Raw genomic sequence first — 18,691 nt, 5'->3', positions numbered from 1 at the left:
GTCGTGCGTCATGCGACAGGGCAAGGCCCGCGTCCAGAGTTTGCGCGGCTGAGAATCGGGATTCGTTCCCGATCATTCCTCGCCCGAATTTAATGGTCTTGTTATGTTCCGGCGGTCATCAGCGCCAAAATCGGCGCGCTAATCCGGCGAGGGCTTGGGTTTTAGCACGGAACTTTATATGAGGAGAACATGGCTCAGAGTGACAGCGCGGAAACAATTGCGGCTAAATCCTGGCTTCGTCATGAAATTGCTGCGGGGCGCCGCCGCGCGATGCCCGCCATCGCCCTCGGTGTTGCGCAGACGATCCTCGCGATTGGCCAGATTTTTTGCGCGTCGCGGTTGCTCGCCGCTGTACTGCACCCCTCCGATCAGGGTATGTTTCTGGCGACCGCCGGGTTTATCCTTGCCGCGGTGCTGCGTGCGGGCCTGACCATTCTCCAGGAGCGGCTGGCCAAGTCGCTGGGCACCGGGGCGCGCCGCCGGCTGCGCAACGCGGCGTTGTCGAGCCTGCTGCAGCTTGGCTCTGCCGGCTTGCGGGGCCGCCATTCCGCCGAACTGGCGGGCGTGGTGGTGGACCGGATCGAGGCGCTCGATGGATTATTTGGCCGATGGATCCCTGCCGCGGCACTATTGCTGGTCAGCCCGGCGCTGGTTGTTCTTGCCGCGATCATGGTCGATTGGCGCACCGCTTTGATCCTGGCGGTGACCGGCCTGCTGGTGCCGATGGCGATGGCGCTTGCTGGAATTGGCGCGGCGGCGGCCTCGCGCCGGCAATTTACCGCACTGACCCGCTTGCAAACCCGCTTCATCGATCGGGTGCGCGGGATCAGCACAATTGTACTGGCCGGGCGCGCCGAGGCAGAAGCGACTGCGCTGGGGGAAGCTGCCGATGAATTGCGCCGTCGCACCATGCGCGTGTTGCGGGTGGCTTTTCTCTCCTCGACCGCGCTGGATTTGGCCTCCGCCGCCGCTCTGGTCGGCATTGCGATCCGCTTTGCCGCGCCGCTGCGCGCAGGTCATCTGGTTTTGGTGCCAACCGCCTTGTTCGCTTTGCTGTTGGTGCCGGAATTTTTCGCATCGTTTCGCAATTTCAGCGCGGTGTATCAGGATCGCATGACCGCCCAGGCCGCTGCCGAAGGGCTCGCCACCTTGCCGCGCGCCGAACCGCTTGATTCACCCGCCGCGACCGAAGCCGCCCTGCCGATTCGCACCGTGGCCGCCCAAGGCGTCGCCATCGCGTTCGAGGATGTCAGTTTCGCCTGGAGCGACGCGCGCGGGCCGGTGTTCAACCATCTCAGCTTTCGCCTGCCTGCGGGTGAAACCATGATGCTGGTTGGCCCCTCCGGTTCGGGTAAATCCACCATCATCGAATTGCTGCTGGGGGGTGTGCGTCCGCAATCCGGGCGCATCACCATTAATGGCGCTCCCATCGAATCGATCGTGCCCGCCGCTTTGGCGCGTCTGACCGCTTTAATCAGCCAGAAGCCGTTCCTGTTTGCCGGGTCGATCGCCGATAATATCCGGCTTGGTCTGCCCGAGGCGAGCGATGAGGCGGTGCAGCGCGCCGCCGAACGCGCCCATGTCACTGCGTTCACCGATGCGCTGCCCGATGGGTTGAATAGCCGCATCGGCGATGGTGGCTTTGGTGTTTCCGGCGGGCAGGCCCAGCGCATTGCCATTGCCCGTGCCTTCCTCAAAGATGCCCAATTGCTATTGCTTGATGAACCCACCGCACAGCTCGATCCGGCGACCGAGCGTGACGTGCTTGAGGCGCTGCGTCGGCTGACCTTGGGGCGCACCGTGATTCTCGCCACCCATGCTGCGTTCGCGCATGAATTTTCGGGCCGCAAGCTTGACCTTGGTGCGCGCACCGACCCTCGGCTTGATCGCGTGTCATGACCAACCCCGACACCAACCCCGATACCACGCCACATGCCACGCTGGCCTCGCCCCTCTGGCGCATCCTCACCCTCTGGCGTCGCCAGGCTCCGGCGCTGATCCTCGGCGCGCTGATCGCGCTGGCGGCCCTGGCCAGCTTCATCGCGTTGATGGCGCAATCGGCGCGCTTTATTGGCGCGGCCATCGCGGGCATCGCGCTGGTGGTGCCGCTCAGCCTGTCGATCCTGGGTGTGGCGCGGGTGGTGTTGCGCTATCTGGAACGGCTTTCCACCCATGATGCGATGTTCCGCGCTCTGGCGGCGCTGCGCGTCTGGTTCCTGCGCGGGCTGGCGGGGAGTGCCGCCGGAGGGTTGGGCCTGCGCCGGGCTGGCGATTTACTCTCGCGCCTGATCACCGATATCGACGCGCTGGATGGTATTTATCTGCGCATTCTGATCCCGGGCGTGTCCGCGCTGATGCTGGTGCCGATTTTGCTGTGGGCGGTTGGCCGCGATAATGTGATTGCCGCGATCATTGCGCTGGGCCTGTTTGGGCTGATCGCGTTTTTGCTGCCGCAGCGCGCCATGCGTGCCGCCCGTGCGGCGGCTGTTGCGCAAACCGAGGCGGCCTCGGCCTTGCGCGTCGCGGCTCTCGATGCGCTGACCGGCTTGCGCGAGATCAAGGTGTTTGGTGCCGAAGGCCGGATGTTGGCCAATATCCAAGCCAAGGAGGCCGGTTTATTCAGTGCGGAGCGCGGCCTCGCCGCCCGTGGCGCGGTGTTGCAGGCTGTCTCGTTTCTTGCCGCCCAAGCGGCCTTGCTCGCGGTGCTGCTGATCGGCGGTGCTCATGCGCCGATTGCGGTTCTGATCGCGGCCTTTGTGGTGATCGCGGCGTTTGAAGTGGTCGGCGGCATGCCGCGCGCCGGCGCGTTGGCAGGCATTGCCGCAGAAGCCGCGCGCCGGGTGATCGCCGCCGCCGAAGCGCCGCCCAGCGTGCCCGATCCGGCGGATCCGTTGCCGCTATCCGCCGCCACCGCGCTGCGCTTTGATGATGTGCAGTTTCGCTGGTCGCCCGATCATCCGATGGTGCTCGATCAATTATCGCTGCAAGTGCCGGCCGGGGCGCGGGTGGCGGTGCTCGGTCCTTCGGGCGCTGGCAAATCGACCCTTGCGGCCCTGGCGTTGAAGCTGGCCGCGCCGCAAGCGGGCAGCATCCGGCTCGGCGGGGTTGATCTGGCCCGGCTCTCTGCGGCGGATGTGCGCACGCGCATCGCCTATTTGGCGCAAACGACCCATCTTTTCGCCGATACTGTGCGTAATAATTTGCGCCTCGCCCGACCTGACGCGACGGACGCGCAATTATGGACCGCGTTGGAGGCGGCGCGCATCGCCGATATGGTGCGTGGCCTGCCCGATCAGCTCGATGCCTGGGTGGGTGAGCAGGGGGCGCAATTCTCGGGCGGGGAGGGGCGGCGCCTGGCCTTGGCGCGCACCTTGCTCAGCCCGGCGCCGATCCTGATCCTCGATGAGCCATGCGCCGGGCTTGATCCGGCGACCGAGCGCGATTTCATGACCACACTCAACCTCACCACCGAAGGCCGCAGCGTGTTGCTGATTACCCATCGGCTTACCGGCGTTGAAAAACTCGACCGGGTCTGGCGCTTGCAAGCTGGCCACCTCACCTCGGCCACCTTCTGATTGCGTAGAGGCCGATTGATCCCGATGAATTCTGCATCCCCCCGGCTTCAGCACGCAGCGCTGGGCGCCACAATTCTGCTCCCCGCGTTCTTTTTCTATGGCCGCGCCATCGCCGATGCGTTGTTATCGCTCACCGCCATCCTGTTTTTGGTGCATTCGGCGATCAGCCGTGATTGGCGCTGGACGGAAAAACTTTGGGTGCGGCTAGCATTTTTGCTCTGGCTGTTGATCCTCCTCAGCTCGATGGTGAGCGGCAAAACCCATTCCAGCCTCGAAGCCTTGGTGCTGGTTCGGTTGTTCATTTTTGCCGCTGCCCTGGAATCCTGGGTGCTGGTTCGTGCCAAATCCCGTTCATGGCTCGGCATCAGCGTTGCCATCGCGGCCATTTGGCTGGTGGTGGAATGTTGGCAGCAATATATATTCGGCCATAATATTCTCGGCGATGCGCGTTGGCCGGATGGCTCGCTCACTGGTCCGTTTTTCAAGCCCCGCGCCGGGCCGCAATTTCTCTTGGTGTTTTTCACCGGCCTGATGCCCGTGGTGGTAACACTGATCCAGCGCCCGGACTGGCTTGCGCGGATCGGCGGGGCGGCGGCGCTGATATTTCTGGTGCTGACCATGATTTTGATCGGCCAGCGCATGCCCAATTTGCTCATGCTGTTCGGGCTTTGCTTGAGTGCGCTGCTGGTCAAACGGTTTCGGGTGCCGTTCGCGATTGCGATGGCGATGGGCATCATGGCGTTGATCGCGCTGCCGGTGATTTCACCGCCGACCTACGCCAAGCTGATCATTAAGTTCACATCGCAAATGTCGCATTTCCCGCGCAGCCCCTATGGCCAGCTTTATACCCGTGCGGCGGTGATGGTCGTCGCTCATCCTTGGCTGGGCTTGGGTTTTGAAGGGTTCCGTGATTTTTGCACCAATCCGGGCTATTTCCACGGGTTTCCCGCACTCGGTATTCCGAATGTCGATAATGGCGGGCTGCGCGGCTGCAATATCCATCCGCATAATTACTATCTGCAAATCGCGACCTCGGCGGGTGTGCCCGGCCTGCTGGTGTTTCTGGCCATGGTCGGTCTGTGGCTGAACCGGATGATCCGCCGGGTTTGGTCAGCGCCTGATCCGCGCCAAGCGATGCTGACCGTCGCGTGCTGCGTGATTTTATGGCCGATTGCCTCGACCAGCAGCTTGTTTACCCTCTCGACAGCGGGTTGGGTGTTCATGACCATCGGCTGGTCACTGGCGGCATCGGCCCCGCGCGCGGATCAGGCCGATTGATTGGCCAAAAATTATGGCCTTGATGAACTGTTTTGGCAGTCCATCAAAGCCATGTCGTTGGGTGTAACGCTCGGTGCGGGTGTTACTTCGCGGTGGCGCCGAGGGTTTTGATGTAGGCGACCACGTCAGCGCGTTGTTTCGCACTCGACATGCCCATATAGGGCATTTTGGTCCCCGGCACGTCCGCTTGTGGATTGGCGAGGAATTTATCGAGTGCGGCGCTGGTCCAGACGATATGCGATGATTTCAGCGCGGGGGAGAACATGAACCCCTTGGTGCTGGCGGCCGGCTTGCCATAGATCCCGGCGAGGCTGGGCCCGATCCCGTTCTGTCCGGCGGCGGCGCTGTGGCAAGCGGCGCACTGGGCCGCGAATACGCTTTTCCCTTTCGCCACATTGGCCGCGTGGGCGGCACCAAAGCCGCCCAGGGTCAAAGCGAGCGCTGCGACCGCCATCCGTGAATTTTTCTTGTTAAGCATTGTTGGTCCTTTCCGAAGGTGAACGATAGAAAGCGAACGATTAGAAAGCGAACGATTAGAAAGCGAGCCAAACCCCGGCGAACAGCGTATCATTGGCCTGGGCATTTGTCCCCGCACCGTCATAATTGCGGGCCAAGCCATTAAAAGTCGGATAGATCGTGTTTTCAACAAAAAACTTTGCGTTCAGCCAGGGCAGAAACGCAGGTCCACCGTTATTGAACGGGTAATAATCAAGCTCGGTGGTCCAGCTATTGGTGTTCGGCTTGCCATTCGCATTGCCATAAAGTGTAGCGTCGCTATTCCCATAGATCATATTATACGATTCGGTGATCCCGTATTTCTGGAACAGCAATTCGGACACGGTGAAAGTGGCCGTATTCAGCGTGTCCGCCGGATTACTGACCAGGCCCAACGGGTAGCTGCCCTGCCAGCTCTGCGATTCATGGATAAAGTTCGCTTGGATCGAGAAGGCTTGCTTCGCGGTGATATATTGGAATTGGCTATCCGCCGCGACATCGAGGAATTGATCGGTCGGACCATTAATCATGCCCTGCGGGTAGGGCCGATCCATCAGCGCATAGCTCCCCACCTCAATCGATGAATTGCCCCATTGATGCTGCACCGCCAACCGCACATAGGGGATGATGCCATCGACCGGCGCTGCCGGGCCGACGCCGAGCGCATAGCTCATTCGGTTTGGCAGCGATTTGTAAAAATCGACCTCGGTATAGAGCATATTTTCCGGCGTCAGGTTCAACGCGCTATACGCGCCGACGCCATAGACGCCCTGCGCCAAAGCCGGAATTTGTTGCTCGGCGGTCGGCCCGTTCGCGAGCTCAGAGGGGATAAACGGATACCCCCAGCTTGGCGGTGAATTCCACAAATCAGTCACTGTCGGCGCGTTATTGAAGGTCAAACCCCAGAATAACGGCTTGCCGAACAGCTCGCCGGGGCGGGCCAGACGAATATCGGTATTGTCCCAGTGCAATTGATGGGCAACACCATCATAGGTGACCTGGATGAAGGCACCGATCCCGAGTTTCGAATCGAGCGCGCCGCCGTAAAACAGGCTGGTTTGTTGGGCGGCCCAGGCATCATTGCTCTTAAAGCCCGGCGCTAACCCGCCCGGAATTTTGTCATGCAACTGGGTGAAGCCGATTTGCGACATGAGGGCGAAATTCTTCCAAGTCGGGAATGTTCCCCCGGCAATATAGCCCTCCAGCTTGAAGTCCCGCCCGTACGGCGTGAGCTGCGGAAAGCCGATATGGCAGGCCGAACAAGGCTCGCCGGTTTGCGCTGCAAAAGCGGGAATCGCCCAAGCCCGGCTCGGTGCCAGGGCGCTCATTGCCAATAGGGCGACGATACTCGATTGTTTCACGATCTTACGCATAACCCAATCTCCCCTTAATCGATATGTAACCGATGCACGTAAATCAGCCGGGCGACATTGATCTAAATCAATTGGTTCGCAGCCGCAGCACGGCTCAAATTCGGTTGCATTCCGCTCTCGTCATAAATGGTGACGCTGCCATCGTGAAACAATCAAAATCATATTTTATCGCCTCGGAATAATTATTAACATAAATCGATTGAATAATTTTCATCTAAAGAATTGTCCAGGCACAAACGCCTAGGGCGTGATTGCTTATCGTCAATCAAAATCCAGTCTTTTTTGCTGACCATTTTTCATTGGTTTAGCTCGAATTTTTGGATTCGAACTGAACCAATATTGATCTAATGGCGCGAAAATCCTGCTTTAACCTGATCGGCGGGAATCCGCACCATCAAATGCGAATAACCCTTCACGAAGGAAGAAAAAATCCTCTCTGGTTCGCTGACCACGTCAATCCGGCCAAAGCGGCGCAAGATTTCCTCCCACATGATGCGCAACTGCATATCGGCCAGCCGTTCGCCCAGGCACCGATGCAGCCCGAAGCCGAAGGATAAATGCTTGCGCGCCCGCGCCCGATCAATCACCAGCTGATCGGCCTGCTCGATGGCATCCTCGTCATAATTGCCGGAGACATACCAAAGCACCACGCGGTCGCCGGCCTTGATTTTTTGCCCTTCAAACTCGGTGTCACATACGGCGGTGCGCCGCATATGGGCCAGTGGGGTTTGCCAACGGATGATTTCCGGCACCATATTTGCAACCAAGCCAGGGTTTTCCAGCAATTTTGTATATTGATCGGGAAATTGGTTCAGGGCAAACAGGCCGCCGCTGATTGAATTGCGGGTGGTGTCATTGCCGCCGACAATCAGCAAAATCAAATTGCCCAAATACTCCATCGGTGTTTGATCGCGTGTTGCCTCGGCATGCGCCATCATCGAAATCAGATCACCGCGCGGCGGTGCGGCGGCGCGCTCCTGCCAGAGCTGCATGAAATACTGCAAACATTCCAGCAATTCCGCCCGTCTTTGCTCTTCGCTGTCAACAATGCCGCCGCCGGGCAATGCTGTCGCCACGTCAGACCAGCGGGTTAATTTATGGCGATCATTCCAGGGAAAATCGAACAAAGTTGCCAATAATTGGGTGGTGAGTTCAATCGAAACCCGGCTGACCCAGTTGAAATCCTCGCCGATCGGCAGATCATCCAAAATGCCTTGGGCGCGCTCGCGGATCAATATTTCCAGCGCCGCCAAGCTTGGCGCGCCAACAATCGGCTGCACCGCCGCGCGCTGATGCGTGTGGCGCGGCGGGTCCATCGCGATGAACATGGGCATGGTAAAATCAAGCTGCTGATCGCGGATTGCGATACCGCCATATTTGACATCGGACGAGAAAATTTCAGGCTGAGCCTCAATTTGCATGATGTGGCGATATTTGGTGATCGACCAGTAAGCGCCATACTCACTCTCACGGCAATGATGCACGGGTGCCTCGCGCCGCAGCCGGGCAAAATACGGCCAAAGCGCATCCTGCTGGAACAATAAAGGCTGACCGACATGAAACGCCGAGAGGGGCAATTCCGCCGCTTGGGCCATCAACGCTTGACGTTGCGACATGATTTTTCGCTCCCCTCTTCGCCGTTATCCTATACGATAGCCTGATCACTGCCGCGTGCAAATAGGGCAGAAAAAAACCCCGCCCGGTTTCCCGGACGGGGCCCGTCGCATCACGCGAGGATGCGCGATTTACTCGGCGGCATCGTCACGGCGGGCGCCTTTGGCGCCCACCTGATCGGAAATATCCGCACCCGTTGCTTGATCGACCACACGCATCGACAATTTCACCTTGCCGCGATCATCAACGCCGATCATTTTCACCTTGACCACGTCGCCAACCTTGACCACGTCACCGGTGCGGGCAACCCGGCCTTGCGCCAGCTCGCTGATATGCACGAGGCCGTCCTTCGCGCCCATGAAATTCACGAACGCGCCGAAATCGGCAATTTTCACGACTTTGCCGGTATAAATGGCACCGATTTCGGCTTCCGAGGTCAAACCACGGATTTTATCGATGGCTTTCTGCGCCTGTTCATCGGAGGTGGCGGCAATTTTGATCGTGCCGTCATCTTCAATGTCGATTTTGCAGCCGGTTTGCTCCACGATTTCGCGGATCACCTTACCGCCGGTGCCGATCACATCGCGGATTTTGTCCTTCGGCACGCTAATCACGGTAATGCGCGGCGCATTGGAGGACACGTCGGCCCGTGCGCCTTGCAGCGCCTTGGCCATCTCGCCCAAAATGTGCAGTCGGCCATGCCGCGCCTGATCCAGCGCGATTTTCATGATTTCCGGCGTGATCGAGGTGATTTTGATATCCATTTGCAAGGCCGTGACCCCGGCTTCGGTGCCGGCCACCTTGAAATCCATATCGCCCAGATGATCCTCATCACCCAGAATATCCGACAGCACGGCAAAGCCGCGATCTTCCTTGATCAAGCCCATCGCGATGCCCGCCACCGGCCGCGCCAGCGGCACACCGGCATCCATCAAGGCGAGAGAGGTGCCACACACCGTCGCCATCGAGGATGAGCCATTGCTCTCGGTGATCTCGGACACCACCCGCATCGTATACGGGAATTTGTCCTTGCCGGGCAGCAGCGGATGCACCGCGCGCCAGGCGAGCTTGCCATGACCAATTTCACGACGGCCTGGCGAGCCCATGCGCCCGGTTTCGCCGACCGAGAAGGGCGGGAAATTATAGTGCAGCATGAAATGCTCGCGGAACTCGCCCTCGATCGCATCGATCAATTGCTCGTCCTGCGCGGTGCCGAGCGTTGCCACCACGATCGCCTGGGTCTCGCCACGGGTGAACAGCGCGCTGCCATGGGTGCGCGGCAAAATGCCCACTTCCGCGAGAATGGGCCGCACGGTTTTGGTGTCGCGCCCATCGATGCGGATGCCATGATCCAAAATTGCGTTGCGCACGATATCGGCTTCCAACTCTTTGAACAGCCCTTTGGCCTTATCAGCGGCCAGACCTTCCTCGGTCAGCGCCGCCATCGTGGCGTCTTTCACCGCGGCCAATTTTTCATGGCGCGCCGCTTTTTCACGCTCGTCATAAGCGCGGCGAATGCCCTCGCGGGCCAGCGCGTCAACCCGAGTTGCCAGGGCCTGTTCCTGCTCGGAGGGTTCAACCAGCGCCCACGGGTCTTTGGCGGCGTGTTCGGCAAGCGCGATAATCGCATCGATCACCGGCTGGAACGCCGCATGGCCAAAGGTTACGGCGCCGAGCATGAGCTCTTCAGACAATTCATGCGCTTCGCTCTCGACCATCAACACACCTTCCTGCGTGCCGGCCACCACCAAATCGAGCGCGCTTTTGTCGCGCTGTGCGGTGGTCGGGTTCAGCACGTAAGCGCCATCGATATAGCCAACGCGCGCACCGCCAATCGGCCCGAAGAACGGAATACCCGACAAGGTCAATGCGGCCGATGCCGCGACCATGGCCAACACATCCGGATCATTTTCCAAATCATGGCTGAGCACGGTGACCACGACTTGTACTTCGTTGCGGAAATTGGCCGGAAATAGCGGGCGAATCGGCCGATCAATCAGACGCGAGACCAGCGTTTCTTTCTCGGTGGGTCGGCCTTCGCGCTTGAAGAAACCGCCCGGTATCCGCCCTGCTGCGAAAAATTTTTCTTGGTAATTCACCGTCAGCGGAAAGAAATCCTGGCCGGGCTTAGCCGATTTCGCCCCCACCGCCGTCGCGAGCACCACCGTGTCGCCATACCGCGCCATCACCGCGCCATCCGCTTGGCGCGCCACTTTACCCGTCTCCAAAACCAGGGTGCGACCACCCCAATCCAGCTCTTTGCGGAAATATTTATCAAACATCATTAGATCCTCAAACAAGGACCGAAACAGCAAGCGCCGTGCGCCCCCGCCAGAACGGCGTCTCGGGCAGCATGGGTCGGGGCTGTGCGGAGCAGAACTCGTCACAGCCACGGGCCATGTGGCCGGAAACGCCGTAAATCATGCCGGCGGAACGTGCAGCGGGCAGCAAACGCCATCCCGATCATCTCGGGGGACCATTCCCCCTATCGATGTGCCCCCTTGGCACATAATCTCTCCTTAACCGAAACCCTCCGCCGCCGCTACTCCCCCATCGCAACCAAGCCAATCAGCCGAAATTCGCCCGTCACGCAGCCGGGGCTGGGGGAGGGGGCCGCGCGGCTGGCGCACATCTCGCCCCACCACCCTCACGCGGCCTCGGTGACGAGCGGGTCGATCCGGGGCACCCCGCGTCCGCCATCGAACCCCACCTCGCGCGCCAAATCGGCCATGGCGCGAAACGCCGGATCGCGCGGCGAGACCATCAAATCGGCCAGGCGGGTCACCGACTGAAACCGTTTGGGTAAATCCGGCATCGCGATATCCACCTTGCGTTTGAGCGCATCCTCCAGCCGTTTGCGGTCAAATCCACCCTTGATATTGGCGTGATTGAGCATGATCGTCGGTCGCTGCGGCTGCAACGGCCCTTTCGGCAAGGCCAGCAGCCGTAACGTGTCACGCAGTCCCGCAATCGATGGGTCGAGCACGATCACCCGATGATGCACCACCTCCAATAATTCCCGATGCGATTGCAGCGGCAAAAATGGCAAATCGACGACGATGAAATTGAAACGCTGCCGCAGCGCGGCAATCAACGCCTTGGCCGCCCCGTCTTTCGATATAAATTGCCGATCCAACGAAGGTGGCAGCGCCAACAGGCTCAATCGCCCCTGAACCGGCTTGATCGCGGCATCAAGGGCATCGGCATTGATCATGCGTTCGCCGCTCAACAAGGCACCAAGCGCCTCACTGCCCGCGCCACCGCACAATTCATGGCTGATGCCAATGAATGGATCGGCATCGAGCAGCAATGTATGCCGGTTCGAGGTCTCACCCAGATAAAGCGCCAACATCGCCGCGATCGTGCTGGTGCCAACCCCGCCGCGCGCGCCGGTCAAGGCAATCAGCCGACCGCCGCGCGTGGATTCGGTGGCCTGATGATCGTGGGAAATCAACGGGCCGAGATAGCGCGCCACCGTTTCGCGGGTAAGCGGCTTGAACATGTAATCAGCCGCGCCGATGTCACGCGTAATCATCCGGTACAGCGCGATATCATCAACCTCACCCAGCACGAACAGCGACACGGAAGGTTCGATCACCTCGCTCAAGGCCGCGAGCAGCCGCCCCGGCGCCGGGTCCGCACCAATATCGACAATCAACACATCAGGCGCTGGTGCGCGCATCATCGCGGTGATCGCGCTTTTCAAGGTGCCGCGTTTAATATCAAAACTGACGTCAACGCCGTTATGGCTCAGTTCCGCTTGAACCAAATCACGCAGCGCATCCTGCAACACCGCCTCGCTCGCGGCATCGGCAGCGAAACCGATCACGCTCCGCTTGGTCCGGCGCATGGGCGTCGGGCTGCGATCGCGCAGCGCGCTCTCGCTCATGCTTGCACTTTCAGCCGCATCGTTACGATCATCATGACCGCAACGATGCACCGAAAAGCTTAATATTCGATCAACAAATCCGCGTTTTTCAGGCCACCGTGAAGCGATTATCGATATTGCCCCGCGTCGCATGCGCATAGGGGCAAACAATCTCAGCCTTATGCACCAACGCCTTGGCCGCCTCATGCTCCATGCCGGGGATGGTGATGGTCAAATGCGCATTGATGCCAAAGCCGGTGCCATCTTCGCGCGGGCCAATGCCAATGCTCGCTTTGACCGCTGTGCTCTCCGGCAGTTTGACCTTCTCCTGCATCGCCACGAACTTCAGCGCGCCCAGAAAACAAGCCGAATAGCCGAGAGCAAATAATTGCTCCGGATTGGTGCCGGGGCCGCCATCGCCGCCCAATTCCTTGGGTGTGCTCAAATCGATTTTGAGACGTCCATCATCGGTCTCGGCATGGCCGGTTCGTCCGCCCGTTGCATGACCATGCGCGTGATACAAAGCCTTCATCGTATTCCTCCTGGGTTAAAGCCCCTTGGAGATAGGGCGCACGGGTCGAATTTCCACTGCCGCGTGGCCCAAAGGCCCAGCGCCCGCGCCAAAGCCGGGTGCTGCCGCCAGCGCCGCACGCAAAAACCGGCGCGCCCGCTCAATCGCGGCGCCCAAATCCAGCCCCTCAGCCAACCCGACGGCAATCGCGGAGGCGAGGGTGCATCCGGTTCCATGCCCGGCTTTGGTGATGATCCGCTCGCCGCTGAAGCGTAACACTGCGCCGTCGCGCACCAACACATCCACCAAATTCGCACCGGTCAAATGCCCGCCTTTGACCAAGATTGCACAGGGTCCGGCCAGCGCCAGCGCCGCCGCTTGCGCTTGCTCAACATCATTCACAATCATCCCGCTCAGCAGCGCCGCTTCGGCCAAATTCGGGGTTACCAATCGTGCCAAGGGCATCAGCCGCGTGCGCAATTCGGTCAGCGCGTCGGCGGCGAGCAGCGAAACCCCGGTTGAGGCCGCTAAAACCGGGTCCAGCACAATCGGCACATGCGTGGCCCAGCCCGCCAGCGCATCCGCGACCGCGGCCACCATCGCGGATGAGCCGAGCATGCCAATTTTGATCGCATCCGCGCCAATATCCGCAAGCCCCACCCTAATCGCCCGCGCAACCACATCGGGCGCAATCGGCACGATCTGATGCACCGCCCGCGTGTCCTGCACCGTCACCGCCGTGATCGCGGTCAGCGCATAGCCGCCCAGGGCGGTGATCGTTTTGATGTCAGCCTCAATGCCGGCACCGCCGCCACTATCCGAGCCACCAATCGCCAGCACCCGGATCATCAGCGCCCGCGCCCCAGCCCGCCGCTCAGCCTGCTACTTCCTGCTCGATGGCCGCCACCACCGTGCTGACCAGCGCCTCGATCATCGCCGCATCCTCGCCCTCGGCCATCACCCGGATCAAGGTTTCGGTGCCCGAAGGTCGCACCAGCAGCCGACCAACGCCATCCAACTGCGCCGATGCGGCGGCAATCGCCGCCTGCACGCCGGCGCGTCCGAGGGGCGATTCGCCGCGATAGCGCACATTGCGCAAGAGCTGCGGGAGGGGCGCAAAAACCCGGCACACCGCACTCGCGGGGCGCGCCTCATCGACAATCGCCGCCAAGACTTGCAGGGTCGCAATCAGCCCATCGCCGGTCGTGCCGAAATCGGTAAGAATAACATGCCCCGATTGCTCACCGCCGACATTGCGCCCGTCCGCACGCATCGCCTCCGCCACATAGCGGTCCCCCACCGCTGTTCGCTGGAGCGCAAGCCCGATCCCGGCGAGAAACCGCTCCAACCCGAGATTCGACATCACCGTTGCCACCACCGCACCGCCGGTGAGCCGACCCGATGCCTGAAACCGCCGGGCGATCAGCCCCAGCACTTGATCGCCATCAATCACGGCGCCGGTCTCATCGACCAAAATCACCCGATCAGCATCGCCATCCAAAGCAATCCCCAAATCCGCCCGGTGCTCCAGCACCGCCGCGCAGAGCGCGCCAGGGGCGGTCGAGCCGCAATCGCGGTTAATATTGAACCCATCCGGCGCCACCCCCAGCGGGATCACCGTGGCACCCAGCTCATATAACGCCGCCGGGGCCACCCGATAGGCCGCGCCATGCGCGCAATCGAGCACCAGTTTCATCCCTTCCAGGCTCATCCCGCGCGGAAAACTCGCCTTAACCCATTCCACATAGCGCCCCGCCGCATCGCTCAACCGGCTGGCCTTGCCAAGTGCTGCCGGCGGCGCGAGCCGCGCGCTCAAATCCTCAGCCATCAGCGCTTCAATCGCCGCCTCGGTCGCGTCCGAGAGTTTGGTGCCGTCCGGGCCGAATAATTTGATGCCATTATCCTCATAGGGATTATGCGAGGCCGAAATCACCACCCCCAAATCAGCGCGCAAACTGCGCGTCAGCATCGCAATCGCCGGCGTCGGCAACGGCCCGGCGAGCGTCACATCCATGCCCGCACCGATGAAACCCGCCGTCAGCGCAGGCTCCAGCATATAGCCTGAGAGCCTGGTATCCTTGCCGATAATGACCCGATGCCGGTGCGATCCGCGCACAAACATCACCCCCGCCGCCTGGCCCAAACGCAGCGCCATCTCGGCAGTCATCGGCGCGCTATTGGCTTTGCCGCGAATCCCGTCCGTCCCGAACAACCGGCGCGCCGGGGCGGTTTCACTCATCGATGTCGTCACCTTGTTCATGGCACTGTTCAACGCCGGATCGCCCGCCCGATCAAGAGGGTTGGTTTAATGGCGCGATGATCCGCGTGCTGATCAGCGCCACGTCACGGCGAACGAGCAAACATCATCGCCACACGCGGCGCAGGATGTTTCCACCGCCTGAGCGGATGGCGCAACCAAGGCCTGAAACAGCCGCTCGAACACCGCAGCGTGCCAGGCGCAAACCGGATGATTGGCATGCTCCCCCGCGCAGAGCGGATTACCCATGACCACAAAGCGGGTTGGCAGGCCCGCCTTCGCGATAAACCGCCCCGATCCCGCGAATGTCCAGGCATGGGCGCGAATCGCCGCGACCAGCAGGCGGGCCGCGAGCCATGACGGCAATAACCGGAGCAAAAATTGCACAGCTTGTGGAATCCGCGCCGCCAGCAGGTAATCCGCCGTCCGCCGTCCCGCATCCGCCATCAATGCAGCCGCTGGTCTCGGCGCCAGCGCGGCGCGCACCGCCTGATGCAACCGCGCCACCGGGGCTTCATCCACCATCGCCGTTGGCGGATCGCGCAGCCAATCGCGCACGCCAACCTCGGCAAAGATCGGCGCCATCGCCGCATCCAACCCTGCCGCGCGTAGCGCCTCGACCAGTTGGATCACCGCATTCGGGCCAATTTTCCCGGCAGGTGCGCCGGGTTGGTGTCCGGTAGCGGCCCGATCAGGGGTGCGGATGGTCATGAGCCATCGGCTCTGCCGCCCGATGCTCACTGCCACACGCGGTCATGGTCGGTGCCTGGGGCTGGGCTTTGCGCGACCGGTCAGCGCTGGCCACCCAATCCGCCGTCTGCGCGGTTGCCGCCTTTCGGCTTTCATCGAAATGGAAATTGACCTTCTTTTTCGATTGCGGGCCCCAATAGCCAACCTTGCCCAGATCATAAAATTTCCGCTCAAACCCCGATTTCAAAAACGCTTTCAGGCACCCCAGCAAATAGCGCCGCCGCTGCCCGGTCCCGGCCCATGGATAGGAAAACAACGCCTTGCGCAGATAAAACCGGCGATAATTATTCATCACCCGATCCAATAATTCCGCCCGATCCATGGCTTCCGGCCGCATGATCGGCGTGACAAAATTATATTTCTCGAAGTCGAATACCTCAATTTTGCCGCTCAACTCTTTAAACAACTGGGTGAACGGCCAGGGCGTATACATTGACCAGTTCGCCAAATCCGGCTTCCAGTCGAGTGCCATTTGATAAGTCTCTTCCAGCGTTTCCGCCGTCTCGTTTTCCAGCCCGACAATGAATTGCGCTTCGACCACAATGCCGGCTTCGCGCAAGAGTTGGATCGCCCGCTTATTATCGCTGACTTTGGTTTCCTTGTTGAACCGATCGAGCTTCATCTGCGCCGCCGCCTCTGTGCCCAGCGACACATGCAGCAAGCCCGCGCGCCGATACAGCGCCAAATACGCCGCATCGCGCAAGATATCGGTGACCCTGGTATTGATCCCCCAGCTCACTTTTTCATTCAAACCCCGCGCAATCAGCTCTTCGCAGAATTGAATGAATTTCTTCCGATTGATCGTGGGTTCTTCATCCGCCAAAATAAAAAATCGCACGTCATAGCGCTCAAACAATGTTTGGATTTCATCGACCACTTTTTTCGGATCGCGCACCCGATAATCGCGCCAGAATTTCCATTGTGAGCAAAATGAACAGGTAAATGGGCAGCCGCGCGCCATGTTTGGAATCGCGACCCGGCAGTTCAGCGGGATATATTTATATTGATCCCATTCCAAAATGCCCCAATCCGGGCTGATCGCATCAAGGTCTTTGACCGTCGGCGCTGCCGCCGTCGCGACGATCCGGGTGCCTTCGGCATCGCTTTCGCTAAAGGCCAGCCCCTTGATCGTGTGCCGATTGGCCGGCCATGCGCCAGCCTCGATCGATTTTACCAAATCCAGCAGAATTTCCTCGCCCTCGCCGCGCACAATCACATCGATCCAGGGCGCCTCGCTGAGCACTTGCTGATACATGAAGGTGGCATGGATGCCGCCCAAAATCGTCACCGCGTTGGGATGCAGCTCTTTGGCAATTTGCAAGGCCCGCTCGGCCTTGTAGATCGATGGGGTAATTGCGGTCGCGCCGATAATATCGGGCCGCTCAGCAGCGAGCAGATCGCGCAATTGTTCGTCGGATAATTGATTTGTCATCGCATCGATGAAGCGAATATCGGTATAGCCCGCGCCCTTCAACGATCCCGCCAGATAAGCGGCCCAGGCAGGGGGCCAATTTCCCGCAATCTCTGCACCGCCAGAGTGATAATTAGGATGGATCAACACAATACGCATCAGTTCGCCTCCCCGGATCGCTCACACCGCTTGGGCGTGGCGCGGCTTGTCATTATGGTCGGTATGGTGATGGTTGAGATAAGCGTCGAATACAGCAGCAACGTTGCGAACAAATGGTCGTCCGGTCTCCGTGACGCGCACCACCGCCCCATCCCAACGCACCAGCCCATCGCGCGCGAACCCATCGAGCCTTTGGGCAGCGCTCAATAGCAAGGCAGGGTCGGCCTGGTGTGCGCGCGCAATGTCGGGCAAATCAGCCTGCAAATCGCACATCACCTGCTCGATCACCGCCCGCCGCAGCCGGTCTTCCGGCGAGAGCGCCACACCGCGCACAATCGCCGCATGCCCGGCGCGGATCGCTTGGCGGTAGTCTGGAACACGGGTCGCGTTTTGCACATAGCCTTGCGGCAGGCAGCCAATGGCACTCGCACCAATGCCAATCAGCGCCGGTGCGGCATCGGTCGTGTAGCCCTGAAAACTGCGATGCAGCGCGCCGCTTGTCGCCGCTTGCGCGAGCGCATCATCGGGCCGGGCATAATGATCCAGCCCAACCGGCAAATAGCCGCCTTCCTGCTCAAGCACCCGACCAATGGCCGCACGCTGATCAAACCGCGCTTGCGCGCCGGGCAAGCTCGCTGCAGGGATCAGCGCCTGATGTTTTTTCATCCACGGCACATGGGCATAGCCAAACACCGCAACGCGCCCCGCCTCTAACTGCAGCGCCCGCCGCGCGGTCTCCGCCACACTCTGTTCGGTTTGCAGCGGCAAGCCATAAATTAAATCCAGATTGATCGCGGACACCCCAATGGCGCGCACCGCCTGTGCGCAGGCTTCGGTTTCTTCATAGGATTGCAGCCGCCCAATGGCTTTCTGCACCGCCGGGTTAAGGTCTTGCACCCCAAGGCTCACCCGCGTCACCCCCATGGAAGCCAGTGCGGCCAGCCGATCCGCATGCAGCGCCGTCGGGTCTAACTCAATGGCAATTTCCGCATCGCCCGTTAGGTCAAACAGGCTGCGGATCACGGTCATCAGCCCGGTCAAACAATCCGCCGGCAGCGTCGTGGGGGTGCCACCGCCCCAATGCACATGGCTAACCCGCCGACGCCCGACCTGCTCAGCCACCCACCGCAACTCGCGCTCAAGCAACGAAGCATAGTCGCGCCGGGGCGCTTCATGGCGAACCACGCCGGTATTGCACCCACAATATAAGCAAAGCCGATCGCAAAACGGCACATGCAGATAGAGCGAAATCGGCACCTCCGGGGCGAGGTCGCGCAGCCAATCCGCGTAGCGCTCTGGTCCCACCATTGCCGAGAAATGCGGTGCTGTCGGATAGCTGGTATAGCGTGGTACCCGACCATCATAACGCGCGATGAGATCTGCACTTGTCATGTAAAGAA

At 60.6% G+C, this 18,691-nt stretch carries 14 protein-coding genes; 3 read left to right on the top strand and 11 right to left on the bottom strand.

Annotation, left to right across the window (positions count from 1 at the left end; genetic code table 11):
- The first annotated feature begins 189 nt into the window (after nt 1-189).
- The 3 genes from cydD to ACYUCQ_RS03900 are packed head-to-tail and all read left to right on the top strand — an operon-like array spanning nt 190 to nt 4,853.
- A complete protein-coding gene (cydD, locus tag ACYUCQ_RS03910; RefSeq protein ID WP_460253191.1) occupies nt 190-1,899 on the top strand; it encodes a thiol reductant ABC exporter subunit CydD in 1,710 nt (569 codons plus the stop codon).
- On the top strand, nt 1,896-3,575 hold the full coding sequence (gene cydC, locus ACYUCQ_RS03905) for a thiol reductant ABC exporter subunit CydC (RefSeq protein WP_460253190.1): 1,680 nt from the start codon (nt 1,896-1,898) through the stop codon (nt 3,573-3,575). The genes cydD and cydC overlap by 4 nt, the downstream gene beginning before the upstream one ends.
- Nucleotides 3,576-3,599: 24 nt before the next feature.
- Entirely contained in the window at nt 3,600-4,853 is a 1,254-nt protein-coding gene (locus ACYUCQ_RS03900) for an O-antigen ligase family protein (RefSeq protein ID WP_460253189.1), read from the top strand.
- An 82-nt stretch (nt 4,854-4,935) separates the two neighbouring features.
- Here the strand turns inward: ACYUCQ_RS03900 and ACYUCQ_RS03895 are convergent, their stop codons facing one another.
- The 11 genes from ACYUCQ_RS03895 to hemN all read right to left on the bottom strand — a co-directional run bounded on the left by ACYUCQ_RS03895 (nt 4,936) and on the right by hemN (nt 18,683).
- Nucleotides 4,936-5,307, bottom strand: a complete 372-nt coding sequence (locus ACYUCQ_RS03895) for a c-type cytochrome (protein WP_460253188.1) — start codon at nt 5,305-5,307, stop codon at nt 4,936-4,938.
- A 79-nt stretch (nt 5,308-5,386) separates the two neighbouring features.
- Nucleotides 5,387-6,721: a hypothetical protein gene (locus tag ACYUCQ_RS03890; protein ID WP_460253187.1), complete on the bottom strand. Its 1,335-nt coding sequence runs from the start codon at nt 6,719-6,721 to the stop codon at nt 5,387-5,389.
- Nucleotides 6,722-7,065: 344 nt separating this feature from the next.
- The gene (locus ACYUCQ_RS03885; protein WP_460253186.1) at nt 7,066-8,337 is read right to left on the bottom strand and encodes a cytochrome P450; all 1,272 of its coding nucleotides are present in this window, start codon (nt 8,335-8,337) and stop codon (nt 7,066-7,068) included.
- 129 nt (nt 8,338-8,466) lie between these two features.
- A complete protein-coding gene (gene pnp, locus ACYUCQ_RS03880; RefSeq protein ID WP_460253185.1) occupies nt 8,467-10,620 on the bottom strand; it encodes a polyribonucleotide nucleotidyltransferase in 2,154 nt (717 codons plus the stop codon).
- A 362-nt stretch (nt 10,621-10,982) separates the two neighbouring features.
- Nucleotides 10,983-12,224 (bottom strand): AAA family ATPase, encoded by a 1,242-nt coding sequence (locus tag ACYUCQ_RS03875; protein ID WP_460253184.1) that lies wholly within the window; start codon nt 12,222-12,224, stop codon nt 10,983-10,985.
- 88 nt (nt 12,225-12,312) lie between these two features.
- A complete protein-coding gene (locus tag ACYUCQ_RS03870) occupies nt 12,313-12,735 on the bottom strand; it encodes an organic hydroperoxide resistance protein (RefSeq protein ID WP_460253183.1) in 423 nt (140 codons plus the stop codon).
- 15 nt (nt 12,736-12,750) lie between these two features.
- On the bottom strand, nt 12,751-13,563 hold the full coding sequence (gene thiD / locus ACYUCQ_RS03865) for a bifunctional hydroxymethylpyrimidine kinase/phosphomethylpyrimidine kinase (protein ID WP_460253182.1): 813 nt from the start codon (nt 13,561-13,563) through the stop codon (nt 12,751-12,753).
- A 25-nt stretch (nt 13,564-13,588) separates the two neighbouring features.
- Nucleotides 13,589-14,953, bottom strand: a complete 1,365-nt coding sequence (glmM, locus tag ACYUCQ_RS03860) for a phosphoglucosamine mutase (protein WP_460253181.1) — start codon at nt 14,951-14,953, stop codon at nt 13,589-13,591.
- Nucleotides 14,954-15,046: 93 nt separating this feature from the next.
- Nucleotides 15,047-15,682: a bacteriochlorophyll 4-vinyl reductase gene (bchJ, locus tag ACYUCQ_RS03855; protein WP_460253180.1), complete on the bottom strand. Its 636-nt coding sequence runs from the start codon at nt 15,680-15,682 to the stop codon at nt 15,047-15,049.
- Entirely contained in the window at nt 15,663-17,291 is a 1,629-nt protein-coding gene (bchE, locus tag ACYUCQ_RS03850) for a magnesium-protoporphyrin IX monomethyl ester anaerobic oxidative cyclase (RefSeq protein WP_460253179.1), read from the bottom strand. The genes bchJ and bchE overlap by 20 nt, the downstream gene beginning before the upstream one ends.
- Nucleotides 17,292-17,312: 21 nt before the next feature.
- A complete protein-coding gene (gene hemN / locus ACYUCQ_RS03845; protein ID WP_460253178.1) occupies nt 17,313-18,683 on the bottom strand; it encodes an oxygen-independent coproporphyrinogen III oxidase in 1,371 nt (456 codons plus the stop codon).
- Between the last annotated feature and the right edge of the window lie 8 nt (nt 18,684-18,691).

Source organism: Acidiphilium sp. MT5 (assembly GCF_054767495.1).
Note: the sequence above shows the minus strand (reverse complement) of the source record. Positions and strands in the feature narration are given on the sequence as shown.

Bases quoted from the DNA above. Each gene is read 5' to 3' on its own strand.
- glmM (WP_460253181.1), bottom strand. From the start codon at position 14,953: ATGAGTGAAACCGCCCCGGCGCGCCGGTTGTTCGGGACGGACGGGATT.
- cydC (WP_460253190.1), top strand. From the start codon at position 1,896: ATGACCAACCCCGACACCAACCCCGATACCACGCCACATGCCACGCTG.
- bchE (WP_460253179.1), bottom strand. From the start codon at position 17,291: ATGCGTATTGTGTTGATCCATCCTAATTATCACTCTGGCGGTGCAGAG.
- ACYUCQ_RS03895 (WP_460253188.1), bottom strand. From the start codon at position 5,307: ATGGCGGTCGCAGCGCTCGCTTTGACCCTGGGCGGCTTTGGTGCCGCC.
- thiD (WP_460253182.1), bottom strand. From the start codon at position 13,563: ATGATCCGGGTGCTGGCGATTGGTGGCTCGGATAGTGGCGGCGGTGCC.
- pnp (WP_460253185.1), bottom strand. From the start codon at position 10,620: ATGATGTTTGATAAATATTTCCGCAAAGAGCTGGATTGGGGTGGTCGC.
- cydD (WP_460253191.1), top strand. From the start codon at position 190: ATGGCTCAGAGTGACAGCGCGGAAACAATTGCGGCTAAATCCTGGCTT.
- bchJ (WP_460253180.1), bottom strand. From the start codon at position 15,682: ATGACCATCCGCACCCCTGATCGGGCCGCTACCGGACACCAACCCGGC.
- ACYUCQ_RS03900 (WP_460253189.1), top strand. From the start codon at position 3,600: ATGAATTCTGCATCCCCCCGGCTTCAGCACGCAGCGCTGGGCGCCACA.
- ACYUCQ_RS03870 (WP_460253183.1), bottom strand. From the start codon at position 12,735: ATGAAGGCTTTGTATCACGCGCATGGTCATGCAACGGGCGGACGAACC.
- ACYUCQ_RS03885 (WP_460253186.1), bottom strand. From the start codon at position 8,337: ATGTCGCAACGTCAAGCGTTGATGGCCCAAGCGGCGGAATTGCCCCTC.
- ACYUCQ_RS03875 (WP_460253184.1), bottom strand. From the start codon at position 12,224: ATGAGCGAGAGCGCGCTGCGCGATCGCAGCCCGACGCCCATGCGCCGG.
- ACYUCQ_RS03890 (WP_460253187.1), bottom strand. From the start codon at position 6,721: ATGCGTAAGATCGTGAAACAATCGAGTATCGTCGCCCTATTGGCAATG.
- hemN (WP_460253178.1), bottom strand. From the start codon at position 18,683: ATGACAAGTGCAGATCTCATCGCGCGTTATGATGGTCGGGTACCACGC.